The following is a 24,388-nucleotide window of genomic DNA, read 5'->3' as shown; positions in this document are numbered from 1 at the left end:
GCATCTTGTTCACAGCAACAGTCCTGTTTCACCGAAATTGCGATAGCTTTGGGACTTGGGTTTTGTCCGATCTTCTTCATTTTCGTAGTGAATGGAGGATTTTCCGCGCAACTCGTCAGGCAGAATCATCGCCCGGATGAACCGGCTCTGGATTGCGTGATCAGCCTGAGCAAATACGGGAAGAGGGCCACTTTCAAACCAGGCGCCGCCAGGTCCGAAGGAGGTCGACTTACCACCGGTGTCAATCCTGATGCCTCCCTCGCGCAGACAGCGGATACCCGGACCTTGATGAGTGTGCAGCAGCGCCGTGCCCGAAGGTGGAAATGTTACGCTGTCAAGCCGCAGAAAATTTCCTGCCCTTGCCAATTGCGCCGGGACTTCGCCGGAAAGTTTCTTCGTCGTGTGCTGGGGACGGGCGGTAGGTGGCGCATCGGAAAGGTCCCAACGCCAAAGCGATGCGCCTTCCGTTCCCGCGACCAGTGTAACCGGCCCGCTGGCAACGAACCCCTCATCAAGGCCATAGCTGTTGCCTTCGACCGTGACTTCACCGGCGGTCACATAGATCGCCCTTGAGCATGTGTTGCCGAACGCAACGGTTTGACCGTTCGAGAGATTGTCTTCAAACAAGTGCAATTCCATCGTGGCTTTCCCTCGAACGCTAGTCTCGTGTCTGCATGAACGGTGCAGGCAGCAGCAGCTTGTTTTCCTGATGCCTGACCAACGGCCGGATTTTCTTGACGTAACTTGTCCATTCGGGATCGCGGACCAGTTCCTTGCGACGGGTCTGACGATCAGCAAAATCGGCATAGGACCACATGTGCACGATCTGGTTCTGGGGGCCGAATTCGACCTGGTAGTATCCAAGAAGATTTCCCAGTATCCGGGTCTGAACGGCCAGACCCTCGGCTTCGTAAAGCTTCAGATATTCAGGAACCTTTCCAACGTGCAGGGTGTAGATGCGCTCTTCGACGATCATGACGCAGCTCCCAGCCCGGCCAGGCAGATGTATTTCAGCTCGGTCCAGTCTTCGATGCCGTATTTAGACCCTTCTCGTCCGATGCCGCTTTCCTTCACACCGCCGAAAGGCGCCACCTCGGTGGAAATCAGCCCGGTGTTGACACCGACAATGCCCGTTTTGAGGGCATCTGCTACGCGGAAAATTCGTCCTACATCACGGCTGTAAAAGTATCCGGCCAGGCCGTATGGCGTGTTGTTCGCCATCTCGACCGCGTCCTGTTCCTTGCGAAAGCTTGTGATCGTTGCAACCGGACCAAAAACCTCTTCGTGAGCGATATCCATTGCGGGTGTGACGCCTGTCATGACCGTCGGCTGGTAAAATGTTCCGCCAACCGCATGTCGCTGACCACCAATGCGAATTTTTGCCCCTTTGCCCGTCGCATCCGCGACCAGGCGTTCCACCTTTTCCAATCCACGGTGGTCGATCAAGGGGCCCTGGCTCACGCCTCTTTCGAGGCCATGACCCACCTGGATCTGTTGAGCCCTTTCACACAGAGCCTCTACAAATCTGTCGTGAATACTTTCTTGAACGTAGATGCGGTTTGCCGCGATGCAGGTCTGACCGGAATTGCGGAACTTGCAGATTTGTGCGCCGTCGAGAGCCGCATCAATATCGGCATCATCGAATACAATGAATGCAGCGTTGCCACCCAGTTCGAGGCTCACCTTTGTCAAATCGCCTGCGCAGTCGCGCATCAACTGTTTGCCGACGGCCGTCGACCCGGTGAACCCGATCTTGCGCACGTGCGGGCTGTCGATCAACGCCCTGCCGATATGCGGCGCTTCCTCCCGGCCACCGGTGACAACATTGAATACGCCGGCAGGGACACCTGACTGTTCGGCCAACGCGGCGATTGCAAGCGCCGATAGCGGTGTCGCTTCGGCCGGTTTCAGCACCATGCAGTTGCCGGCGGCCAATGCGGGTGCTGCTTTACGCGTCACCATTGCCGATGGAAAATTCCAGGGTGTTATTCCACCAACAACGCCGAGTGCATTCCGGGTGACCAGTATGCGTGCGTCGGCACGGTGCGGGGGGATGATATCTCCGTAAAGTCTGCGGCCTTCTTCGGCAAACCAGCTAAAGAAGCTGGCCGCATACTCGATTTCAACCAGAGATTCACTGAATGGCTTGCCCTGTTCGAGCGTCAGCAGACTTGCAAGCGCTGCTGCATTGGATCGCATCGCAGCAGCCCAGGCAAGAAGTACAGTTGCCCTGTCCGCCGCCGTCCTGTTGCTCCAACCTTCAAACGCCTTTTGTGCCTCGGCAATCGCATGAGTTGTTTCCACCGCGCCCATCCGCGGCACCGTTGCCAATGTCTCGCCGGTTGCAGGGTCATTGACTTCAAGGCGTTCACCTGATTCAGCCTTGACCCACTGTCCACCTACATAACTCTCGGTTTTCAAAAAATCAGGCAATTGGGCCAAGATAACTTTCCCTGTCTTTGCTGGTGGCGAAGCACGATTTCATTGACCTCAGGATGGCACGCTCCTGCTCAGTGGTCTTTGCCACGGTTTCGTGCTATTTACCTTTTTGTCCGATTAATTGAGGCAAATGCCGAAGGGATGCCGTGGCTGACGCACTTGGGATCGCTGTAGGAGCGTTTGGGCGCGTCGCCTTGCTGTCCGCAACGGAGCCGGTTCTGGATCACGCCCATTCCCAGGTTCATGCGCTCATCAAACTTACAGGGCCCGACACGGTCTACAGCGTCGACGGTAAAGGCGCGCGGCTAACCGATACCCAAATGGTGCTGGTCAATCCCTGGGTCGTTCATTCCAATCAGCGGTCTACGGGTGTAGAGCCGACGGTTCTCTTGGCGCTCTACATCGACACGCTGTGGTTCGGAGAGAACGGCAATCAGATACTTGCCGGCTTCAAGAACCTTCCTTTCGCGAAATCAACGGCGACAGTGAGTTCCCGCTTGCAGGAGCAGGCCGTGAAACTTGCGGATCAGATGATGGACATGCATAGCGATGAAGAGCAGTTCGACACATTGCTTCGTGACCTGGTCTGGTCAGTGCTCCAATGTTCGAAAACCGACGCTGTGTCGGAGCAGAGCACAAACTGCCTGTTTGTAAGCGACCACCGAATTCGAAGAGCGGTAAAGGCATTTCGCCAGGAACCTTCCAAGGAACTGGACCTGAACGATGTAGCACGGGATGTGGGATTGTCGCGGTCACAGTTTTATGCACGCTTTCGCCAATGCACTGGCCTGTCGCCACGAACTTATCTGGATACCCTGTGCTGCGAACGCGCATCGCACCTTCTTAGTGACCCTGCCATTACGATTGCGGAAATATCCGAACTGTTGGGGTTTTCTGCTCAAGGGCATTTCACAAGGTTCTTCAAATCCAAAACGGGCGTGTCGCCGAACAGCTTTCGAATGGGGCATATCGAAATCGGACGCGTCTTGAGGTAATGCCTTCCGGCAAGATCCAGACTGACTGGACATGCAGCGCAATCACTGATTTGCGCGCAGTCTTGTCGCTTTGTCTCAAGTTTTCAATTCAGTGGTTTCATCAGGGCAAAACGCCGAATGCTCTAAGAGTGGCAATTGCGTTGAACAACAAGAACGGCTGAGTTGTCCAAAACCCGATCGTTCGTTCGTCAAGCAATGAATGTCCGGATCTGTGTTCGAACCTCAGCAGCCAAATGATCAACTTGAGGACGAGAAGCTGTCATCAAGACCAATGGACGCGCGGGGTTCGTTGTCAGCCAATTCGCGCGTACTATCTGGCAGCGCCTTCGTTGACCGCGGATTTTAGCTGCCGGACGACCAGATGGCACACCTCATATGGAAATCAGAGTGAGACTCAGCTGCTGACACCCGGCTTGAAACGGTAACGGCCGGTGATCGGGAATTCGAGCAACCTGTCTTCCAGGCGGGTACCGGCACCGATGTTGTGTATGACAAGCGGACGATTGCCATCCTGTGAGCGGTAGTGCGAGACGATGGCAATATGCGGCAGATTGCCAGGCAGCATCTGCGAGACAACGTCTCCGGGCAGATAGTCTGACGCGCGGTTGCTGACCGGGAGCGCAGCGTCCTGTCTTTTGAAAAAGGTCTGCAGGTTCGGGACCCGTCTGTGATCGATGTTCCGATCCGGTCGCCTGAGGCCCCATATCTTCGGATAGGCCCTGAAGTGCGATTTCATATCGCGATTGACCTCTTTTTGAAGGTCGAAACCGAAGGCATCGCGATAGGCCCGGACGATGACGTCGGTGCAAACGCCACGTTCGCGCGGCAGGTCACCATTGGGAAAACCCAGTCCAACATAAGCCGGGTCGTAGATCAGCGTTACCCCGATCTGGTCTTCGGCGGCTGTTATCAGTTTTTCCGCCCAGGGCTCGGCCTGCTCAAGATCCCGTTGAAAAGTAATCCTGACCAGTGGCTCGTCGTGACTTTCAATCGCGTTTTGCGCAAGTTGCAATCCGGCTTCGAGTTTGCCGGGTATCATCGCAGCTGCAGTCAGGCCGCTGCCTGCGGCAATACCTGCCCCGATCAGAAATTCACGCCGCTTCATCCGCCATCCATAGTTTCTCGCCCGCTGACCTGAATATGCGGATTCTGAGTCAGGAATGGGGCAGGGGCCGGTTTTGTTTCTCAGGCGAAGCTTTCTGACGATATAAGTTGTTCCGGCTCCTTCGATCCGGACCATTCAGGCGTATGACCCGTTCAGTTTTTGCATTGCCACCCAAGCAATAAAGTCGCCGATGGAGACGTCAAAGGAGAAACGTTACTTGAAACAGCAGAAACGGCATTGCAAGTCTTGCTGACATGGCATCTAGGCTCGATGTGAGCGAAGCGAGGGCCAGGTTTCCTCATGCTTTCAAAATTCCTGCCAGCAGTTTCTTGGTTGCCTGTTCGTAAGCCTCGCTGTCTCCTCCGTTTGCAATCGCCAAAGCCGCCCGGTCAAACGCTGACGAGAGCAGGTCTGCTAGCGGCTCCAGGGGAATGTCTCCTATGGCACCCTGGGCAGCTGCGTGGCGAAGCCCCTCGAGCAGGGTCGCGCCGCCGGTTTCCCGGTCTATTTCAGCCATTTCGCCCAGGCCAAGCACTGCGGGCCCTTCCAACAGCAGGATCCTTGCCCGGCCCGGCGCCGACATTGCCGAAAAATAGGCCTTTGCTCCTGCCATGAATGCATCAAGCGGGGATTGATCCGTACTCGTATCCGCGTTGATTTCCGATGCAACAGCGGCTGCCTCCTGGTGCACAAGCGCGCGCATCAGGTCTGCCTTGTCGGAAAAGTGGTGATAGAGCGCACCTCTCGTCACGTCCGCATCTTTCACGATTTCCGGCGTTCCTGTCTCGGCGTAGCCCTTGGCAACGATCAGTTTCCTGGCGGCGCCCAGAAGGGCACGTCTGGTCTCCGCCCTGCGCTCGGCCTGTTTTCGGCGTGGTTTTGCATCTTGCATACATGCAGCCTGTATGTTAATTCGAGTTACATACAAACTGTATGTTTTTTTAGAGCGCCTGAAAAGCCCCGGCGTTCCAATGCCGGGATTTGAATGCGACTCACGAACAAAGGGAGAAATGCCATGAAAGCCACCCAGTACTACCCGGTTCTGATGACAGACGATGTTGCCGGGACGGCCCGGTTTTACCGCGATCATTTCAAATTCAAGGCAGCCTTTGAGGCGGACTGGTACATTCACCTGCAGTCGGAAGAGGACGAAAAAATCAACCTGGCCATTCTCGACAAGGATCACCCGACCATTCCCGAGCCGGGTCGCGGCAATTGCACAGGAGGCTTGCTGCTGAATTTCGAAGTCGAAAACGTGGACCCGATATACGACCGGCTCAAGGAAAAGGGGTTACCCATTCTTCTGGCCTTGAAGGACGAACCTTTCGGCCAGCGCCATTTCATCACGCAAGATCCAAATGGTGTCCTGATCGACGTGATCACGCCCATTCCGCCTAGCGCTGAGTTTCTCGCGCAGTATTCGCCGGACGCGGTCCCGGCGTGACCGACTGAAGCAGAAGAACGTTTTTTTCGGCAGCGAGACACTCAAGTCTTCTCTCGGATTGCCGCTTTCGGCAATCCGGTTCCCAGTTTTGGAACATCTGTGGATCGGAACATGCGCGCGACTGCAGGAACAGCCGCCGGCCGCAGGTGCAATGCGCAGCCCTGTGAAGCTGTCGGCGATCCGTTACATGTCGGGTACCTGATACCGCGATTGCTTCATCCTGGCGTTTCAGGCAATTCAGACGAAACCAACTCGACGCGGCATTTGCCCGGGGAAGAAAGAAACCCAATGTTCGAGGCAGAAAATCGGCCTTCGTATATAAAGATGGATGTTCCTGCGCAGAAGTAAAACGTCTCAAGCTTCTGAAAATGTTTACTTATCTTGCTGTCTGATCATCCTTCGCTTGTGGCGATGCGGTCGGTTTCAAGTTCAGGACAGCGCTGCCGGAAATTGCAATCCTGAACCAAATGGCCACATGAAGTGCGGCCAACCGGCAGAGGCAGGACACGCTTTGGATTGGATGATGAGGGGCACATGAAGCGAATTGGGACAGCTTTGCTGCTGATGCTCATTGCCTTGGCAGTTTTTGTCTGGATCAGTGATCCCACGAAACTCAAAACATCATCGGCGTCGCTGACACGGTTTGAAACCGGCGCGATGTCCGGGACAGAAGAGGGTATTGCTCTGTTCGGTTTCGGCGACTTCGGCGGTCTGAGTTCGGACACGCTGCGAACGTCGGCGGCACCCTGGAAACTTGCAGTTTCAGCGTTGGCGCTCCAGGAAACCGCCGGCGACGTTGCAGCATTGAAGCAAATTGATATTGCCGCGATCTATCGCGGGTTCGGATTTCACAGTCCGACGCAGATCGCCAACTGGCCGCCGACACTTGCCAGGCCGGATCTCTCGAAACCGGTCGGGATCAATACCGGTCTTGCGAAGCATGCACTCCTGCCGATTGCCGTGACCATTGGAAACACCGGTTGCGCAGCCTGCCATTCGGCCGTGACCTACCGGGAGGACGGCACACCGGATACGACAAGAATCTGGTTGGGCATGCCAAACAGTTCGATCAATCTGGAAGCCTATACCGCTGCGCTCCATTCAGCGTTCCGGACTTACGGACATGACGATGCAAAGCTGTTTGAGACTGTCGAGATCCTGTTTCCGGAGACAGGCTGGAGTGAACGGCAAACGCTTCGTTTCGCGATATTGCCAATGCTTCAACAGGAAATGGACGAAAGGAACAGGACTATTGGTCGACTTGTTCCGTTCGTGGCCGGGTTACCCGGTGCAACAAACGGTCTCGATGCATTGCGCAACCGGCTGGGGCTTATTCCCGAGGGTACCGTTGTCGACAAGAGCGTCTTCAATTCGGTTCCCGAGCTTGGTGGGAGGCTCTGGCGGCGCAGCTTCCTCAACACCGGCTCCTACGTGCCACCGGGCGTTGATCCCCTCTCGGAAACCGTTCCGAAGGATCTCGATGAAAACCATCTGAAGGAAATGGCATCCATCGTCGCCTATTTCACGGTTCCGAGTATGGGGGTAAGCGCTGAAGTAGCCGAGGCCCATATTGCGGATGCTGAAGCGGTACTGCGTTGGCTTCAAGACTATGAGCCTCAGAGATTTCCTGGAAAGATCAACCGACATCTTCTAACCGATGGACGGTCTGTTTATGCCGACAACTGCAGTCAATGCCACGGCGTATACAACCAGAATCTCACCAAACCGGAGTTGGTCGCATTTCCAAACTGGCAGGGAGATATCGGAACCGATCGGCGCCGTCTGGAATTGACCGGTGAAAACGTCGCTGCCGCCGTCAATTCCGGTCATTTCGGGCGCTATATCAGTGCAAGAAGCACCGGCGCCTACGCGGCGCCGCCGCTGACCGGTATCTGGGCCAGCGCTCCCTATCTTCACAACGGCAGTGTTCCGACACTGTGGCACCTCATGCGTCCGGACAAGCGGCCTGAACGTTTTGTCGTCGGCGGCCATGCGCTTGACATGACACGGGTGGGGCTCCGCGGATCGGACGATGCGCAAGGAGGCTGGATGCCGCCGCCTGATTATGAACCCTGGGCGCTTTCGGCAGAAATCGACGTCAGTCAGTATGGCCTGGGGAACGAGGGTCACGAGCGTCCGTTCTCTTCCCTGTCCGAGGACGACAAGGCGGCACTTCTGGAATATCTCAAGCTTTTGTGACGAGTTGGTCGGCTGGCAGTCTGGCTTTTTCCGGCTGCCTGTTTCCAGGGTGGGGTCCGACACGCAAGACCGTAATCAGTTCGCGCTCCTCGGCGAGCTCAAACAGTTTCATCACCTCCCGCCGTGCCGTGGGATCGTCGGCGAGGACGGCCATGGGCCAGGCCGCGAATCCGGCGGCGGTCAACGCGAGCCAGAATTCATAGAATTTGCCGCCGCTTGTCCAGCGATCTTCTTCTGCCGGACGGTGAAAGGCGACGAGCCCGGTAGCCGTGACGGTTTTGCCGTGTTCTGAAACGATCGCCTTGCCGAACCCAAGCCGGTCGAGAATTTCAAACACCGGACGTCCAAGCGCAATTCCTGCCATACGCGCTTCGAGGCCTGACAACGCCAGAGATTCAGCGGAAAGACCATCAAGGGCCCAGCGCGGGTCCGAAGCGCGAAGCCGCATCCAGTCTACCAACTCCTTACGAAATGACGGAGAGCGCATGACATTGAGGCTTGCCTGGTCGTTCAATTCCGAGAGCATCGCAATCCGGTGGGCGTCCTGCGTGAGCGCCGTGTCGGAACGGCCGGCACACATATCACTGAGTGACTTGCGCAGCTCCAGGCTGGCCTGTGCGAACCCTGCGCGGAACGTGGTCCGTCTTTTCAGTGTTTCGATCGGTTGGACAGGTCCGGGTGGACCGGCGATGGCGAGGCGGGCGATGTCGTCAGAAATTTCCCAGCCCGACACGCCGTGGCCATGGCGGGCAAGGGCAAGCATCGTTCCGTAAAGTGCGGCACCGCCACTCAATCGTGCATCCTTGTTTTCCGAGTCACCCACAGGGAGCAGACGGGCGGGGTCGAGGGACAAAACAATGGCATTTTGACCGTCCATCGCCCAGCGGGTCGGCTGGGTGTTGTGCGCCGAGGGAGCGAGATTGGCTTCCGCTGCTATCTTTTCGAGAATTTCGGGGGTCACGTCAGCGCCTTCCGGTAGAGGTGCGCGCGGTGAAGCATGTGGGCACCGGCCTTCGTCTTCTGGGCCAGGCTCGCGGCGTTGACGTCAGCGATCCAGGTGTTGCCGAGTGTCTTGTAACCGGCCTTCTTCATCGCCAGGATCACATGCCGCAGAACAACGGGATTGATGCCCTTGCCCTGCATGTCCGCGCGGACCGCTGAATAGATCAGCACGGCGCGCTTGTTGGCAAACCTGTGCCGGAGAAAATGCCACGGCATCGTGAGCCCTGGGCGTGACCGGATCTTTTTCAGAACGGGGTTGAGATCCGGGATGCACAAGATGGTCGCCACCGGGTCGCCTTTGTAAGTCAGGAGTGCGGAAATTCGCGGGTCTATTATCCAGACCATATCCTTGGCCTGAAAACTGTATTCGTCGGCACTGACCGGGACGAACATCGGATTTTGCGCAAAGGCCGAGTTCAGCAGGAGCCGCGCCTGTTCCATCCGTTCGCGGACATTCCAGCGTGAAATCCGGGCAAAAGCAAAGTCCGGATCGTCAAGTACCTGCTGTTGTTTCGGTCCGATTGCCGGAGGTGCGCACGACGTCAGATCAACTTCGAAAGTTGCCATTGGAAAGTCACGCGCATATCCGTTTTCTTCCAATAGCCGCGGTATGTGGGGAGGGTTCCAGACCTGGTCCGTGTAAGGTGCGTTTTCGAACCCGTCCGTAACGACACCAATCTGCTGCATCGCTGTCAGGTTGATGTTTCCGACAATCTCGTCCAACCCGCGGGTGTGTGCCCAGGTTTCGGCAGCGGCCAGCAGGGCGCTGGCAGCGACCCCGTCATCTGTGCAATCGAAAAAGCCGAAATAGGCGCGCCGCCAGTCGAACTTCTTGTTGGACGCGTTGTGGACATGTGCAGTGAGACGGCCGACGGGTTTCTCGCCTTGAAAGGCTGTGAAGATCGAAATGTCGTCAGGACCGGAAAACAACGGGTTCTTGTCGTGTGAGACGAAGCGAAGGAGATCCGCGCGCAGAGGAGACACATAAAGACTGTCGGGTCCATAAGCATTGAAGGGTGCTTGGAAGAAGGCGTCGAAATTGCCGGTCTCGATACGGATTGTCATCAGGTTCCCCTCCGGACCATGTCGCGTTCCGCGATCACCCGTGCAAAGCCGAAAGCGGAGCGCAGGCTGCTGCTTGAAGTTGCTGAAAAACCGGCAGGGGACCCGACTGCGACCATCAGCGGTTCTTCAGCCACGAGCAAAACCTCGTTTCCACCGGTGCGCGCGATCAATTCCCTGATCTGGCTTTGTGCTGCCGTGTCCAGAGAGCGGTTTTTCGGAAGATCGGACATGTTCTGGGATCCCGTCGGTTTAAGCACCTGCACCATTAGATCGCCGTCATAGTCCTGAAGTTCGTTTGTTCGCAGAATTGTATAACCGGCCGTCAAGCCGTTGTTGTCGAGAGCGGCCAGGTAGTCGTCGAGACGTTTTGCATGTCGCATGGCGGCAAGGAGGGATGTTTGACGGCGGTCGCGACGAATGGCTGCGGACGAAAGGCCGAGGACCAGGACAAGCATAAGCGAAACGACAATCGCCGAAGTCTCAAGTGTCTCTTCGGGAGACAGACCCGTCTGCAGTTTGACAAGCCAGGAGGCAAGGCAGCCTATGAAGGCAATCGAGGCGACAGCAGAAAACACGCGTGCGGCACTGGCTATCCTGGCTTCCAGCGTCACGGTGACCCAGGCGATCGTCAGCGCCCCAAGTCCGGACAGATAGGGCAGGTTTTCCGGTGGCAGCAGATCGTAGTCCGACAACAGCAGGATCATCACGATCGGGATCGCAATGGCAAATCTGTTGATCGCCGTATTTTCAGTTGCAGTCAGGCTGGATCTGTCTCGCGTCAGAAGCATCACGAATATCAAGGTGAAAGACATCAACTGGTACGCGGCCAGGAGAAGCAGAAAACCTGGAGAGGACGCGACTGAGCCGGGTAAAAGCACCGCGGCGCACCCCGTGGCTATCATTCCGGCGGCAACGACCAGTTTCACGAAACGTGGTGCGTGACGGCGCAGGAAACCCTCCGTCAGCAATAACGCGGCGAACGGTATGACGGCCGCCGCAACGAAGGTTGCCGTTCTGAAAAGACCGAAGTCTGTCAGCCAGTCGGCAGCGCGCACGAAATAAAAGACAGCGACCACAAGCAGCGCAAAACGGAACCTGCCGGCAACACCACCACTGGCCGGATCGATCTGCCAGCGAACAACCAACAGACCGACGACGGCCGACAGGGTGACCGTGAGGTCTGTGACCAGTTGCGATTCACCCATCGGCTGCCTCAACCATGCCCGTCAGCTTTCGCCGCACGAACGGCCTCAACATTCCGGACAGGAGGCGAGGGAGCGGACGTTCGATTCTGGCCGTATAGGGGTTGAGGAACCAGCCGTTCTCGTCGGTATTGCTCGTCCTGCCAAGCACCAGGCCCAGCGTTTCATATGCCATCAGTGTCCCCGTGCTGATCACCATGGGTGCAAATGACATCCGGCTTCGCCTGCCGGCAGCGACATCGGCTGCAAGATCCAGATCGATATGGTGCCTGGATGAAGAGTTCAGCATGACATAGACGGCTTCAGCGAAGAATGACGCATCGCACTGGTCTTTCGTAAGCGCATTCCAGTCGGTTCCGATTGTCGGATAACCAAGACGCTCCTCCGGCATCGGTCTTCCGGGACGGGTTACATAGATCGATGGAAGCGGGGAAGCGTAAGCATCTATGACGGCACGGCCAAGTTCTCGTGACGTGCGATAGAGCAGGAGCGTGGCTGCAAGATCATCGGTACCGTTGATGACCACGTCAGCCTTCGAGACAAGCTCGGTGGCGCTTTGAGTCCAGGTCTGGTCGTAGACGTCGATATTGGCATCGGGATTGATGTTGAGGCACTGGGCCCTTGTTGCTTCGGCCTTGTCCCGGTCCAGGTGATCGAGATTGGCGAAGACCTGGCGGTTGAGGTTTGACGTCTCGAAGGAGTCAAGGTCCGCGAGGATTAGGTTACCGACACCTGCCCGAATGATCGACTGGATCGCAGCTCCACCCATTCCGCCTGTCCCGCACACGAATACGCAGGCCTGTTTCAACATCTGCTGTTCGGCTTCGGTGACAAATCCGATGTTCCGTGTGGTGAATTCCGAGTAGGTGAATGTCATCGTGCCCGCAGTAGACCGTAGTCTTTTTCTGAATTGAACCAGTGCGCCGCGGGAAGAAATACACGCCGCGCAAATACCAAAGTGCCCAGCGCCGCCAGCTGCATCAAAGATCCTCTGGGAACCGCGCGCGCTACGTACCGCTGAGCTGCTGCCAGATCGATCAGACCAATCTGCAAGACATCGTCTCCACGATCGTAGTTGAGTTCGTTTCGACACCAGGTGTTGTATTTTTCGTCACGATGCCTGGTGGTTTGTTCGATTGTTTTTTTCAGGTCGTCAGATCCACCGGTATAGGCATTGCGAATGACAAATCGCTTTTCGTCGAAATCCGCGTCAGCGCCCACGCCAAACACATGACGATGGTTCTGCATGATTTCGCGCGCAATCAGGATTTTTCGGAAGTCACTCGGTTCCGGTTCTTCTGGGCTTGGGCACACTTCGGAAAACGTCTCGCAAACCATGCCGACCACTGCCGGGACCTGCGTGACATTGGAGACATAAAGCGGCCGCAAGCCACCACGTATGAAGAGCAGGAGACACGTCAGTCCGTAGAGGATCCAGGAAAGCCCCTTCTGACGTTCCTGCGGATCTATCATGACCAGACCAAGGTGAATTATCCGGCACCTTGAGGCTGACAGATTGCAGTCCATCAATGAAAGTGCATTGAATGCAACGGGTTTGCCGTCGCTGGTTCGCCTTACCAGCGTTACGATCGCATTTTCCAGGCGCTCCCGGTTGCCTGACAACACTCCGTAGTGGAGTGCCCCGGTTTCAAGTGTTGCCGTTGCGATCCCGGTCAGGTCAGACCGGAGTTTCTCCAGACGGTCAGCGGTCATCCAGCGGCCCGGACGTTCGACGATTTCAACGGTATTGGTGCCGCTCTGGAACGACACATCGAGATAGTCCTTACTGACAGCTTTGGCGATCAGCCTCATCAGCAATCTCTCATGGCTGCCCTGTACGTCGCGAAACGCTCAGGCAAGCCTGTTATCCCGTTACCATCGTACCGGACCAGTTGCACCTTCAGTCAGATGGACCGCAAGATCTGAAAATTCAATGAAGATGCCAAGAACTGCCGTGTGTTCAGCCGGACTGTCAGGAAGCGACAGGCGGGCACGAACTACTCTGTTCGGCTCTCGACTTGAGGCCCTGAAGGCTTTGCATCGTGTTTGGATTGCCCGGCAGGACGAAACTCTGTTCCAGCGCGGTGCGCACGTTGTTGATTACGGCAAGATCCTGTACCGCGAGGGTCTGGCACTGGTTTCCGGTGAAACGCACACGGATACGGATCACCCTGTCGCCGTTGTCGGAAGGTCCGAATTCTGAATCCAGAGCGGGGTTCTCGCCGGCCATCGGACGTTCCAGAACAATCATGTTGGGCTGATCCTGCAGCACCACCGTTCCTCTTTCCTTTGCGCTGGAGACCAGGGCACTGCGAACGGTAACCGGGTCCGCCGCAATGTTCACGCTCTGGGCCCCTGCGGGAACATCCAGTCTCGGCTGATCACCGAGAGAGGCCGACCGGTTCGAACCGGACTGGCATGCAGCAAGGGTTAGGGCGCAAATGCTGAAGATTACTGTATGTCGCATCGGGTGGTCCACAGTCCAAAGGGGTTTCAAAGGTCCGGTATTTACCGTGTTTTAGTCCAGGTCCAACCTCAGACACAACAAGTCAGAATCTCTTCCTGTCCCATGTCTCAAGTCTTCTACAAGAGTGCTAACGAAACCTTGTGGCAAAGACCGGGCAGATTTCCAACTAAAACTGGTCGCCCGTTTTGAAGCCGCCGCCGCCAAAACTGCCACCTCCCTTGAAGCCTCCACCGCCGAATTGTCCACCAGATCCCGAAGACCGGCGACCCGAGCGTCCGAAACCACCCATGGACTTCGGCAATCCGGAACCATTGGGAAAGGCAACCTTGCGGCCGCGCGGTTTCCGGCGACGATGAGATCGTTCCGCTCGCGCCCAGTAGTCGGCGCCCGTGATGGCGCCCTTGACAAGTTCGCCGAGCAGAACCGTCGTGAGCTTGTCATCGGAAAATGTCGATTCCCAACTACCGTAGTCTTTCGATCGAAAGCGCTTGATGACATCGGCGAGTTCTGCTCTCCGGCGACTGATGTCACGCTGCAGTTCGCGGTCCTGCCGGATTTCCCGGGCAACCTGCTCGACGCGCTCCCTGAAGTCCTCTATGCGCTGGACGATCTTTTCGTCCTCCGGAGAGGGGGTGTCCATTGCGGCTCGCCACAGGTCATTGAGATCGTCGGCTTTCAGGGATTCCGACAAAAACCCCTCGGCCTTCTGAAAATCGGAATCCTCGCCGCTGGAGAATTCCGCGAGTGCGCCAGCGAGTGTTTCAATCTGACTGTCAAGTTTTTCAAGGTCCGTGTCGATCTGCTCGATCTCGTCACTATAGCCTTCGATCGATCCGACGAGATCCGTGCCCGCAGCATCATTCATGGCATTGCGACTGAATTCGGCAAGCTTTTCTTCTTCCTGCGCGGCAATCTCGGCGCAACGTTCGGCATGTCTTGCCATGCGGTCGGGAATGCCTGTCAGCATGGCGTAGTTTGCCCGTGCATCATCATAGCGGATCAGTCCGGCAACCCAACGGTCAAGTGACCTGGTCAGTCCCCTGTAATTGTAGTCAGGCGTCCCGTAACCACGCTGCCACAGATAGACAAATAGCGGATCGGCATCATAGGCTTTGCCCTTCTGTTCCTGGTCCTGCTGGGCGGTACGCGCTTTTTCAGCCGCAGCCTCGGCGGTCGCATTTGCCTGTTCTGCGGTTTCGCGCTGAGCCAGGTAAGCGCTGTCGTTTTCCAGGCGACCGTCGACCGTTTCCATCAGGTCATCCATCTGGTTTTCTGCCGTGTCGCGCGACGTGTCCAGCTCCTGGCGCTGCTTGTGCTTCTGGTTCCGTTCGGATTCAGACTGGCGAAGCTGTTCGCTCAGAACCTTGTAATCGTCGCTGCGCTTGTCGAGCAGGCGTCTTGCCTCACGAGCAGCACTGTCGAGGCGCGTGTTAAGTGTTCCGGCCGCATCAGTGTCCAGACGAAATCGGGCGAGGTCGCGATAAGCCTCGCTTTGCCGTTCCTGCAGGTCCGTCACCGAACGCGTCGAACGTTCGATGCGCTTGCTCAGCTCTGCTTCTTCCCGGCGGAGATCTGCCATGGACTGCTCAATCGTTCCGAGTGTTTGCCGTCCCGTCAACATGAGATGTCCTCCGGCGAGAATGACGGCTTAACCTGCGCTACCATGTCGTAATCGCTCCGCCCTGAACACCGCTGCGCCATTTGACATCGAGTTCGCCACGCCGTTTTTGACCGAGAACTCCCTTTTGAACGATGCCGTCTTCGATCTTGTCGCGCCGTACAGCGTCATAGATCGCCTCCGATACCCGTTGCCCCCATTTGTCAACGGATTCGGACTTGCCCGTTTCTTCAGACTGGATCGTCTGCTTGAGAACATTTCCGTCCGGATCGATGGCTTCCACGACAATGTAGAAATTCTCGCTGTTCGGATTGGCTTCCGGTATACGTGTGAGGCCGGTCGGTTCACCCTCGCGCGAGACGATCTGGACCTCAAACACCTGTTGAAGCCGCCCGGCGAGTTGGCGCAGATCCGCTTCCGCCTTGAAGGCCGCTTCGTTTTTGCCGTCCTCCAGCGCAAGGCGGCCATCTGCAGCAAGCGAGTTTGCCTCGGCTTCAACCTCGGTATTTTCGGTCAGCGTCTCGACGCGCTCCACGAGTTCGGTGAACGTCGCAGGAAGAGCTTCAAGCCGCGCGGTCAGCTCCGCTTCGGCGCGTTGCTGTGGCATTATGACGAGGAAATACCAGGCGGCGATAACCACAAAAAGCACGGCGGCGGCCGCCGCAAGCCACTTGGACCAGGTCCCTCTGGAAATGTAGATCATCGCCAGCGTGCGCTGAAATCCGGTCTTGGGCGGCGAATAGACAAAGCGATCGCGCTTGAGGTCCTCGACACCGGCTTTCAGGATGTGCTCGGGGACCTCGATACCTTGCGAGGCATACACATGACGCAGCCGTTCAACCATCGCGGCGTCACGCTCATCCGTCTTCAGCTCCCGCGCAACCTGGCCTTCTTCGTGACGCAGCGTATCCACCACGTCCATCACCATCATCAGATCGTCGAGAGGCGCGTCGGATTTGTCAGTCCTGCTTGCCATCAATACCTGTCTTCTTGCATCGGTCGGGCCGACCTCTTGCCGGCCCGATAAAGTCTTTCGTGATCAGAGACCCTGACCCTGTGCAGTCAGTTTTGCCAGCCGGCGCTTGCCTTCTTCGACCGCGTTGCGAATTTCCTCGGAATTCTTGGTCGACATGTCCCGCATTTCGGAAATGATCTCGCGGGACTGGACCTGGAAATTCACCACGGAATCGACCAGTTTTTTCACTGATGCTGCGGCGACGGTCGGGCCATAGCCTGCCTTAAGGGCTTCTTTTTGCACGGCGTCGCCGATTTCAGCCAGAGTTTCGAGGCTCTTGTTGATACCTTCCTTCATGGCATTCAAGGTTTCGGTGGACTCGTGCAGGCCCTGCAATCCCGTAAAGGACGCGTTGAGAGCTGTCAGGACGGATTCGTTTGTCGAAAAGAAACTGACGGACTGCGCGTAAACACGTTCCTTGGCGTTGGTGGTCTGCACAAGACGCGCCATGATCACTTCCGAGGTGTTGTAGCCTATGGTCAGGTTGTCGGATAGGTCCTTGGCAATCTGATAGCGTTTCTCCTCGTCTTGCATCTCGCGCATGCGTTCGTCGCGGGTGAGCTCCAGCCGTGCCTTTTGCGCCGGATCGTCACCGGCATAGCCTTCCACTTCCTTGGAGGCGGCTTCCAGCGCGAGTTTTTTGCCATTCAGCTTTTCGGTTGCCATGTTCAGCAACTCCAGTGCTGTCACCTCGGCCTGTTTCAGGGCGCCGCGAAAGTCGCGATAAGAGTCCAGGATTGTCTGCTCGCGCTCGATCTGGTCCTTGGTCGCAAGGGCGACTTCCTTGTACGTCCCGCGAATATCCTGAAACCGGTCAGAGATGGTGCCCCGGCGCATGTCGCGCCATTTGTTCGACAGGTTTTCCGTGAAGGAGATCTTGCCGTCTGCCAGCTGATCCACCAGCGACTTGGCGTCGTCCCTGATGGAATTGAAGGCGTTGGTGATTTCCTCGTATCGCTCACCGATATCCATCTGCTGGACCTGCGTGCGGACAACCTCGTTGAAATTGGAAGCCTGGCTGAGCGTGCGCGAGATGACCAGCACCTTGTCGGGAGACAGCTCCGAAATCTGTTCAAGAAGCGCGTTGATAGGTGCGTCCGCTTCAGATTCCGGCGTAATTCCAATATCGCGCAGTGTCGACAATGCGCGATCGAGATACTGAAGCGGCGAGAAGCTTCCCGCCGGCGTTGCTGCCGTTCCGGTGGTTTCCGGTGTTGACGCGTCAGTCATTTTCGAGCCTCCTGTGCGAAACGGCTTTTACAAATGGTGAGGGCACATTCCCTGAGGTTCGCCCTGCCGTCCCGTTGACAATCATATGCTGCAAGTAAGGGCAGGCTAACGCCGCTCTGTCAACGGCTTAGCGTCGGTTGCCAGGAATTTTGCCGCCGGTCACAATCTGCGCGCACACAACCCACAGGCGACAATTGCGACGGCGTCATATCGAACGACCGGGATTGTCAAAAGGGATCAGGTGTCTCTGCTGCTCCGATTGTGAAACCGGGTTGGATTTCAACCAAGTTTGGCAGCGATCTTTGCCGCCAGCCGCGCGTTGTTGCGCACCAGGGCGATGTTGGTGTCGAGGCTCCTGCCATCGGTCAGCTCAAGAATTGCACCGAGGACAAAGGGAGTGACGTCCTTGCCCCTGATTTTTTCTCTTTCGGCCTTTTTGATTGCTGCATCAATGTACCCGGACATTTCATCGCGCGGGATCTCGTCAGCTTCTGGGACCGGATTGGCTATGAGCACGCCGCCGTGATCAGTGAATTTGGCGCGCGTATTCAAAAGCCGGCCGATTTCACTTGCCGAGTTCAGTGAATAGGGAGCGACAAGTCCACTGTCGCGTGACCAGAAAGCCGGAAGCTCTTCTGTTCCATAGGCGATCACAGGAACGCCCTTGGTCTCCAGTACCTCGAGTGTTTTCGGAATGTCGAGCAGCGCTTTTGCTCCTGCACTGACAACGCAAACAGGCGTCCGTGCAAGTTCGTCGAGATCGGCAGAAACATCAAAGGTCTCTTCGGCGCCCTTGTGAACGCCGCCGATGCCGCCGGTTGCAAAAACCTTTACGCCGGCGAGGTGCGCGGCCATCATCGTGGCTGCAACGGTCGTAGCGCCAAAACGGCCTGTCGCCAAAGCAAAAGTCATGTCTGCCCGTGAACACTTCATGACGTCTTCCGCCTGTGCGAGACGGTCGAGATCCGCATCACTCAGGCCAACGTGAAGCTTGCCGTCCATGATGGCGATTGTCGCGGGTACGGCGCCTTCCGCGCGAATATCGGCCTCAACCTGCCGCGCGGTTTCGACGTTGCGGGGAAACGGCATGCCGTGGGTGATGATTGTCGATTCCAGCGCAACAACGGGTTTGGCCGATGCAAGGGCCTCGCTGGCTTCTTCGCTATAGACAATCAACGTTTGGACGGCGGCGGCGTTGGAAGGTTGGGTCACGTTGTGAGGCCTTTGTTGTTGAGGCTGTCCCATCCAAAATTGTTGGGACGTGAGTTGAGCGCCTTATAGGTAGATCGTGGCGTTGCGCCAAGGCTACAATTTGTCCGACTGGTCAAAAATCTCGAGATTTTGCCAGGACAAATCGCCGGCAAGCGCACCGGTAGACCTCAGGGTCAGCGCTGCTGCCGACAATCCGAAGCGCGTCGCATCGAGGAGGTCATACCCTCTTGCCAGTGCTGCGATCATTCCGGCGGTCAAGGCATCGCCTGCGCCGGTTACATCCACGATTTCGGCTGTATGAGGAGCGAAGCTGCGCAGCGTTTCGCCGGAAAATACCCGCAGTTCGCCGCCACCGTCGGTCAGGATGAACGACTTCAGGCCGCTGTCGATCAATGCCTGCGCCAACGCTTCGGCGGGTGTCTCGGTAGGCCTGTTAAGGAGAGATGCTGCTTCGCTTTTGTTGAGCGTGAGGCAATCGAGACCCTTCAGAACAGGTCTGAGACGCGGTGCCTTGGCGTCCGAGACGGCATTGGCGATGACAAACTGGCCGCCGATACGTTCGATGGTGTGCTGCAGCATCGCTTCGGGCAAGTTCGCGTCAAGAAACCAAAGGGTCTTTTCGTTTGAAACCTTTGTTTCCTTGTCCAGGAGAGTGTCGAACAGATTGTCCGGTGCTTCGGACAAGACACGATCGTCGACGCAGGCCGCGGCAAGTTCTCCGCCAGGGTCATGGAATGCGAGATATTGTCCTGTCGAATGATCCAGGCGCTGCACCAGGTTCAGGCGAAGTCCTTCCCGTGTCAGTTGATCTTCAAGCAAATGAGCAGCACCGTCTCCACCGACTGCTCCGATCAAAGTCGTTTCAACACCAAGCTGTGAAACGGCGCGGGCGATGTTGGTGGCAACGCCGCCCGGTCTGGCGCTGAAGCGGGCAGGGGTCGATGTCTCACGATGAATTTTGGTGACCGCATGCGCAATCGTATCGTAGTGAACCGCACCGATGGAAACCAATCGATATTCGGGTGTGGAGAACACAGGTATGGCACTTCCGTCTAGAGCAGGCCGGTCTTTTGACCGGGACCGGGAAAACCTGCGGGCTAGCAGATCATCAAGACTGCGGCAACCTGTTCGGCGGGTGACGCGATTCTGCCGGAAGACAGAATCACGATATGTTTCCATTCTTTTCTAACGCAACGGTATCTTATTTGACAAAAATGAGAACATATTGGAAACAAAGTATAATTTCCGTATTAAAACCAAGCAGTTTGCTGTTCTTGTTTATTGAGAACAAATAGTGTACAAACCCATCCATTGAAACAACGCGTCCGTCGTGGAATAAGGAGCGTAAGCTATGTCGCAAAATACACTTCGTCTCGTAGAAAGCAGCCAGATGGATAAGACAAAAGCGCTGGATGCAGCGCTCAGCCAGATTGAACGCTCCTTTGGCAAAGGATCCATCATGCGGATGGGGCAGGGGCAGGTTGTTGAGGTTCAATCTGTTTCGACCGGGTCCCTGGGTCTTGATATTGCACTCGGGATCGGTGGATTGCCGCGCGGCCGTGTTGTCGAGATTTACGGCCCTGAGTCTTCCGGCAAGACAACGCTTGCCCTGCATACCGTCGCCGAAGCCCAGAAAGAGGGCGGTATCTGCGCTTTCATAGATGCAGAGCATGCTCTTGATCCTCTCTATGCCCGCAAGCTTGGTGTCGATATCGACAACTTGCTGATATCGCAGCCGGATGCCGGTGAACAGGCTCTGGAGATCGCCGACACGCTGGTCCGGTCGGGCGCGGTCGATGTACTGGTCGTTGACTCCGTTGCCGCTCTGACGCCGAAGGCCGAGCTGGAAGGCGAGATGGGTGACAGTTTGCCCGGCATGCAGGCCCGCCTGATGAGCCAGGCCCTGCGCAAACTCACGGCTTCGATTTCCAAGTCAAAGTGCATGGTCGTCTTCATCAACCAGATCCGTATGAAGATCGGTGTGATGTTCGGGTCTCCCGAAACCACAACAGGTGGTAATGCGCTGAAGTTCTATGCCTCCGTCCGTCTCGACATTCGCCGGATAGGCGCGATCAAGGATCGTGACGAGGTCGTCGGAAACCAGACACGTGTGAAAGTGGTCAAGAACAAGCTTGCCCCTCCCTTCCGGCAGGTTGAATTTGATATCGTCTATGGCGAAGGCGTTTCCAAGATGGGTGAACTCATCGACCTCGGCGTCAAAGGCAATGTTGTCGAAAAGTCCGGTTCGTGGTTCTCCTACAACAGCCAGCGCCTCGGTCAGGGCAGGGAGAATGCCAAGCAGTTTCTGAAGGACAATTCGGAAATTGCGGAGGAAATTGAACTGGCCATCCGTCAGAATGCGGGCCTGATTGCGGAAGCGATCATTGACCCTGAAGCGGCTGAAAGCGCTGAAGATCTGGTTGACGATCAAAGCTAAGATATTGTTTTTGCATACTTAGTATCGGTGACTTGCGCGATTTGATAGAGGCTTTCTCCCGTTTCGGAGAAAGCCTTTTTCATTGTCTCTCGGAAAAGGACCAGCACTCATGGAGTGCTCTGACTTTGTCAGGACGTGCTCAATTGCTGGACAGGGTTTGAGGTCAAAGTTAAAAGGCAGTTCCGGTGTGGACCCTGAAATGGGGCCTTCGCACCTTTAGATTTTCAATTGGCCCGAATTACCAAGGGCAGGCACTGATGTGAGACCCGAATGACCGGCGTAAATGAAATCCGTTCTACCTTTCTGGACTTTTTCAAGAAAAACGATCACGAAGTGGTTGAGTCCGGACCGCTGGTTCCGCGCAATGACCCGACCCTGATGTTCGCGAATGCGGGCATGAACCAGTTCAAGAACGTTTTTACGGGGCTGGAAACACGCCCCTATTCGCGCGCTGTGACCGCCCAGAAGGTTGTCCGTGCCGGCGGGAAGCATAACGATCTGGACAATGTCGGTTACACCGCCCGTCACCACACGTTCTTCGAGATGCTCGGCAATTTCTCCTTTGGAGACTACTTCAAGGAAAGAGCAATCGAGCTTGCCTGGAACCTGATCACGAAGGAATACGGGTTGCCCGAGGACCGGCTTCTCGTAACCGTTTATTCTCAGGACGAGGCAGCTGCCGGATTCTGGAAGAAAATTGCCGGCCTCAGCGATGACAGGATTATCCGTATTCCAACGTCGGACAATTTCTGGTCCATGGGTGATACAGGACCCTGCGGTCCGTGTTCGGAAATCTTTTACGACCACGGCGATCATATCTGGGGTGGTCCTCCAGGTTCCGCCGAAGAGGATGGCGACCGTTTCATCGAGATATGGAACCTCGTCTTCATGCAATACGAGCAGACGAGCGATGAACGTCTCGACCTGCCGCGTCCCTCGATTGATACGGGCATGGGTATCGAGAGACTGGCGACCATATTGCAGGGCGTCCACAACAACTACGATATCGACCTGTTCAAGGCGCTGATCGCTGCGTCGGAACATGAAACGAATGTCGAAGCTGCCGGTGCTGCGCTCGGCAGTCATCGGGTGATTGCTGATCATCTGCGCTCGACAAGTTTTCTGATCGCTGATGGTGTATTGCCCTCCAATGAGGGCCGGGGCTACGTGCTGCGCCGTATCATGCGAAGGGGGATGCGCCACGCGCATCTCCTTGGTGCGGCTGAACCCCTCATGCACAAGCTGGTGCCGACACTCGTGCGTGAAATGGGACGTGCCTATCCGGAACTGTCTCGCGCAGAGGACCTGATCACCGAAACGCTGAAGCTGGAAGAGACCCGGTTCCGCAAGACGCTGGAACGCGGCCTTGGGTTGCTCGACACCGCAACGGACGATCTGACGGCCGGTGGCCAGCTTGACGGTGAAACGGCCTTCAAGCTTTACGACACATATGGCTTCCCGCTCGACCTGACACAGGACGCGCTGCGCGCGCGCGACATATCCGTCGATACCGACGGTTTTGATGCCGCGATGGAGCGCCAGAAAGCCGAAGCTCGCGCTGCCTGGTCCGGGGCCGGAGGGGCCGCTACCGAGGCCGTCTGGTTTGCCTTGAAGGAAAAACACGGCGCGACGGATTTTCTCGGCTACGAGACCGAGCGCGCGGAAGGTGTTGTTGTTGCGCTTGCCTCTGAAGATATGGAAATCGAAAAACTGTCCGCCGGTGAAAGCGGCTTCGTCGTTCTGAACCAGACACCGTTCTATGGTGAAAGCGGTGGTCAGGTCGGTGATACCGGAGAGATGCTTGCAGCCGGTCTGAAAGCTACGGTGACCAACACGCAGAAAAAAGCCGATGGTCTTTTTGTCCACAGTGTCACGGTTGAGGACGGAGAGCTCGTCCCCGGCCTTGCTCTGGAGCTGAAGGTTGACCACGCCCGGCGCAGCGCTGTGCGGGCAAACCATTCCGCGACACACCTTGTTCACGAGGCTCTTCGTGAAGTGCTCGGCACGCATGTGGCACAAAAAGGGTCTCTGGTCTCGCCGGACCGTTTGCGGTTCGACTTCTCTCACCCAAAGCCGATGGATGACAGCGAACTGGCGACAGTCGAGACCTATGCAAACGAGATCATCCTGCAGAATGCTCCGGTCGAGACACGCCTGATGGCGGTCGATGATGCCATCGAGGCCGGTGCGATGGCGCTTTTCGGTGAAAAATACGGTGATGAAGTGCGCGTTGTCTCGATGGGAACGGCATTGCACGGGTCACGGGAAGGCAAGCCCTATTCCCTGGAACTTTGCGGCGGTACCCATGTCAAGCGGACCGGCGACATCGGACTGGTGACGCTTGTTTCCGAAGGTGCAGTTGCCGCCGGTGTGCGCCGGATCGAGGCACTTACGGGCGCTGAAGCGCGTTCCTATCTTGATGCGCAGGACAAGCGCATGCGCGCAATCGCGGCACTTTTGAAGATCGGCGCCGATGATGTGCCGGCCAGGGTCTCCCAGCTTGTGGATGAACGCCGCAAGTTGGAAAAGGAACTTGCTGATGCCAAGAAAAAGCTCGCGATGGGCGGAGGCGGCAACGGAACTGCGCCGATCAAGGATGCTGGTGCCTTCAAATTGATGGCACGCACGGTTGAAGGCATCAATCCGAAGGACTTGAAGGGCATGGCTGACGAGGCCAAGGCCCAGCTCGGGTCAGGGGTGATCGTACTGATCAACGTCGCCGAAGATGGCAAGGCGGCGATCGTGACCGCAGTCACCAAGGATCTGACGGAAAAGGTGAACGCGGTGGATCTGGTGCGCATCGGATCGGAAGCGCTTGGAGGACGGGGCGGCGGAGGCCGTCCGGACATGGCACAGGCCGGGGGACCGGATGGCGCAAAGGCGGACAGCGCGATTGCGGCGATCGAGACTCACCTGAGCGCAATGTGATTTGGTATCGATGACTTTGAGAAATGAAAA

General features: G+C 56.7%; 21 protein-coding genes. 5 read left to right on the top strand and 16 right to left on the bottom strand.

Features of this window, described 5'->3' with window-relative positions:
• Positions 1-9 precede the first annotated feature (9 nt).
• The 3 genes from LA5095_RS15850 to LA5095_RS15840 are packed head-to-tail and all read right to left on the bottom strand — an operon-like array spanning position 10 to position 2,445.
• Positions 10-639, bottom strand: coding sequence for a hypothetical protein (locus LA5095_RS15850; protein ID WP_055116495.1), 630 nt, complete (start codon positions 637-639; stop codon positions 10-12).
• Positions 640-658: 19 nt separating this feature from the next.
• Positions 659-976: an NIPSNAP family protein gene (locus LA5095_RS15845; protein ID WP_055116493.1), complete on the bottom strand. Its 318-nt coding sequence runs from the start codon at positions 974-976 to the stop codon at positions 659-661.
• Complete coding sequence (locus tag LA5095_RS15840) at positions 973-2,445, bottom strand: NAD-dependent succinate-semialdehyde dehydrogenase (protein ID WP_104702129.1); 1,473 nt, start codon at positions 2,443-2,445, stop codon at positions 973-975. Before LA5095_RS15840 ends, LA5095_RS15845 begins: the two co-directional genes overlap by 4 nt.
• Positions 2,446-2,585: 140 nt before the next feature.
• Here LA5095_RS15840 and LA5095_RS15835 point away from each other — a divergent pair, with 140 nt between their 5' ends.
• A complete protein-coding gene (locus tag LA5095_RS15835) occupies positions 2,586-3,434 on the top strand; it encodes a helix-turn-helix domain-containing protein (protein ID WP_055116489.1) in 849 nt (282 codons plus the stop codon).
• Positions 3,435-3,828: 394 nt separating this feature from the next.
• Here the strand turns inward: LA5095_RS15835 and LA5095_RS15830 are convergent, their stop codons facing one another.
• Both LA5095_RS15830 and LA5095_RS15825 read right to left on the bottom strand, forming a co-directional pair.
• Positions 3,829-4,539 carry a DUF1287 domain-containing protein gene (locus LA5095_RS15830; RefSeq protein WP_082442459.1) on the bottom strand — a complete coding sequence of 237 codons (711 nt, stop codon included), beginning with the start codon at positions 4,537-4,539 and terminating at the stop codon, positions 3,829-3,831.
• Between the two features lie 298 nt (positions 4,540-4,837).
• On the bottom strand, positions 4,838-5,431 hold the full coding sequence (locus tag LA5095_RS15825) for a TetR/AcrR family transcriptional regulator (RefSeq protein ID WP_055116487.1): 594 nt from the start codon (positions 5,429-5,431) through the stop codon (positions 4,838-4,840).
• A 123-nt stretch (positions 5,432-5,554) separates the two neighbouring features.
• On the opposite strand from LA5095_RS15825, the gene LA5095_RS15820 reads away from it, so the two are divergent.
• Complete coding sequence (locus LA5095_RS15820; protein WP_055116485.1) at positions 5,555-5,983, top strand: VOC family protein; 429 nt, start codon at positions 5,555-5,557, stop codon at positions 5,981-5,983.
• A gap of 534 nt (positions 5,984-6,517) precedes the next feature.
• Complete coding sequence (locus LA5095_RS15810) at positions 6,518-8,182, top strand: c-type cytochrome (RefSeq protein WP_055116482.1); 1,665 nt, start codon at positions 6,518-6,520, stop codon at positions 8,180-8,182.
• Here LA5095_RS15810 and LA5095_RS15805 read toward each other — a convergent pair.
• The 11 genes from LA5095_RS15805 to LA5095_RS15755 form a co-directional block, all read right to left on the bottom strand.
• Positions 8,169-9,143 (bottom strand): nitroreductase family protein, encoded by a 975-nt coding sequence (locus LA5095_RS15805; protein ID WP_055116479.1) that lies wholly within the window; start codon positions 9,141-9,143, stop codon positions 8,169-8,171. The genes LA5095_RS15810 and LA5095_RS15805 overlap by 14 nt on opposite strands.
• Positions 9,140-10,249 carry a GNAT family N-acetyltransferase gene (locus tag LA5095_RS15800; RefSeq protein ID WP_055116478.1) on the bottom strand — a complete coding sequence of 370 codons (1,110 nt, stop codon included), beginning with the start codon at positions 10,247-10,249 and terminating at the stop codon, positions 9,140-9,142. The genes LA5095_RS15805 and LA5095_RS15800 overlap by 4 nt, the downstream gene beginning before the upstream one ends.
• Positions 10,249-11,454, bottom strand: a complete 1,206-nt coding sequence (locus LA5095_RS15795) for a hypothetical protein (protein WP_055116476.1) — start codon at positions 11,452-11,454, stop codon at positions 10,249-10,251. Before LA5095_RS15795 ends, LA5095_RS15800 begins: the two co-directional genes overlap by 1 nt.
• A complete protein-coding gene (locus LA5095_RS15790; RefSeq protein WP_055116474.1) occupies positions 11,447-12,328 on the bottom strand; it encodes a HesA/MoeB/ThiF family protein in 882 nt (293 codons plus the stop codon). Before LA5095_RS15790 ends, LA5095_RS15795 begins: the two co-directional genes overlap by 8 nt.
• Positions 12,325-13,263: a hypothetical protein gene (locus tag LA5095_RS15785; protein WP_055116472.1), complete on the bottom strand. Its 939-nt coding sequence runs from the start codon at positions 13,261-13,263 to the stop codon at positions 12,325-12,327. Before LA5095_RS15785 ends, LA5095_RS15790 begins: the two co-directional genes overlap by 4 nt.
• 160 nt (positions 13,264-13,423) lie before the next feature.
• Positions 13,424-13,918: a hypothetical protein gene (locus tag LA5095_RS15780; RefSeq protein WP_055116470.1), complete on the bottom strand. Its 495-nt coding sequence runs from the start codon at positions 13,916-13,918 to the stop codon at positions 13,424-13,426.
• A gap of 166 nt (positions 13,919-14,084) precedes the next feature.
• Positions 14,085-15,539, bottom strand: coding sequence for a coiled-coil domain-containing protein (locus LA5095_RS15775; protein ID WP_055116468.1), 1,455 nt, complete (start codon positions 15,537-15,539; stop codon positions 14,085-14,087).
• Positions 15,540-15,576: 37 nt separating this feature from the next.
• A complete protein-coding gene (locus LA5095_RS15770; RefSeq protein WP_055116466.1) occupies positions 15,577-16,512 on the bottom strand; it encodes a DUF6384 family protein in 936 nt (311 codons plus the stop codon).
• Between the two features lie 63 nt (positions 16,513-16,575).
• Positions 16,576-17,781 (bottom strand): hypothetical protein, encoded by a 1,206-nt coding sequence (locus LA5095_RS15765; RefSeq protein ID WP_055116464.1) that lies wholly within the window; start codon positions 17,779-17,781, stop codon positions 16,576-16,578.
• 279 nt (positions 17,782-18,060) lie between these two features.
• Positions 18,061-18,993 (bottom strand): pseudouridine-5'-phosphate glycosidase, encoded by a 933-nt coding sequence (locus tag LA5095_RS15760; protein WP_306360548.1) that lies wholly within the window; start codon positions 18,991-18,993, stop codon positions 18,061-18,063.
• Positions 18,994-19,086: 93 nt separating this feature from the next.
• Positions 19,087-20,028 (bottom strand): PfkB family carbohydrate kinase, encoded by a 942-nt coding sequence (locus LA5095_RS15755; RefSeq protein ID WP_208992713.1) that lies wholly within the window; start codon positions 20,026-20,028, stop codon positions 19,087-19,089.
• Between the two features lie 316 nt (positions 20,029-20,344).
• Between LA5095_RS15755 and recA the strand changes: the two genes are divergently transcribed.
• A complete protein-coding gene (recA, locus tag LA5095_RS15750) occupies positions 20,345-21,430 on the top strand; it encodes a recombinase RecA (protein WP_055116462.1) in 1,086 nt (361 codons plus the stop codon).
• Between the two features lie 270 nt (positions 21,431-21,700).
• Positions 21,701-24,358 carry an alanine--tRNA ligase gene (alaS, locus tag LA5095_RS15745; RefSeq protein WP_055116460.1) on the top strand — a complete coding sequence of 886 codons (2,658 nt, stop codon included), beginning with the start codon at positions 21,701-21,703 and terminating at the stop codon, positions 24,356-24,358.
• The last annotated feature ends 30 nt before the right edge of the window (positions 24,359-24,388 follow it).

The organism is Roseibium album (genome assembly GCF_001404515.1).
GTDB lineage: Bacteria > Pseudomonadota > Alphaproteobacteria > Rhizobiales > Stappiaceae > Roseibium > Roseibium album.
Note: the sequence above shows the minus strand (reverse complement) of the source record. Positions and strands in the feature narration are given on the sequence as shown.

Bases quoted from the DNA above. Each gene is read 5' to 3' on its own strand.
- LA5095_RS15850 (WP_055116495.1), bottom strand. From the start codon at position 639: ATGGAATTGCACTTGTTTGAAGACAATCTCTCGAACGGTCAAACCGTT.
- LA5095_RS15845 (WP_055116493.1), bottom strand. From the start codon at position 976: ATGATCGTCGAAGAGCGCATCTACACCCTGCACGTTGGAAAGGTTCCT.
- LA5095_RS15830 (WP_082442459.1), bottom strand. From the start codon at position 4,539: ATGAAGCGGCGTGAATTTCTGATCGGGGCAGGTATTGCCGCAGGCAGC.
- LA5095_RS15825 (WP_055116487.1), bottom strand. From the start codon at position 5,431: ATGCAAGATGCAAAACCACGCCGAAAACAGGCCGAGCGCAGGGCGGAG.
- LA5095_RS15820 (WP_055116485.1), top strand. From the start codon at position 5,555: ATGAAAGCCACCCAGTACTACCCGGTTCTGATGACAGACGATGTTGCC.
- LA5095_RS15810 (WP_055116482.1), top strand. From the start codon at position 6,518: ATGAAGCGAATTGGGACAGCTTTGCTGCTGATGCTCATTGCCTTGGCA.
- LA5095_RS15800 (WP_055116478.1), bottom strand. From the start codon at position 10,249: ATGACAATCCGTATCGAGACCGGCAATTTCGACGCCTTCTTCCAAGCA.
- LA5095_RS15795 (WP_055116476.1), bottom strand. From the start codon at position 11,454: ATGGGTGAATCGCAACTGGTCACAGACCTCACGGTCACCCTGTCGGCC.
- LA5095_RS15790 (WP_055116474.1), bottom strand. From the start codon at position 12,328: ATGACATTCACCTACTCGGAATTCACCACACGGAACATCGGATTTGTC.
- LA5095_RS15785 (WP_055116472.1), bottom strand. From the start codon at position 13,263: ATGAGGCTGATCGCCAAAGCTGTCAGTAAGGACTATCTCGATGTGTCG.
- LA5095_RS15780 (WP_055116470.1), bottom strand. From the start codon at position 13,918: ATGCGACATACAGTAATCTTCAGCATTTGCGCCCTAACCCTTGCTGCA.
- LA5095_RS15775 (WP_055116468.1), bottom strand. From the start codon at position 15,539: ATGTTGACGGGACGGCAAACACTCGGAACGATTGAGCAGTCCATGGCA.
- LA5095_RS15770 (WP_055116466.1), bottom strand. From the start codon at position 16,512: ATGGCAAGCAGGACTGACAAATCCGACGCGCCTCTCGACGATCTGATG.
- LA5095_RS15765 (WP_055116464.1), bottom strand. From the start codon at position 17,781: ATGACTGACGCGTCAACACCGGAAACCACCGGAACGGCAGCAACGCCG.
- recA (WP_055116462.1), top strand. From the start codon at position 20,345: ATGTCGCAAAATACACTTCGTCTCGTAGAAAGCAGCCAGATGGATAAG.
- alaS (WP_055116460.1), top strand. From the start codon at position 21,701: ATGACCGGCGTAAATGAAATCCGTTCTACCTTTCTGGACTTTTTCAAG.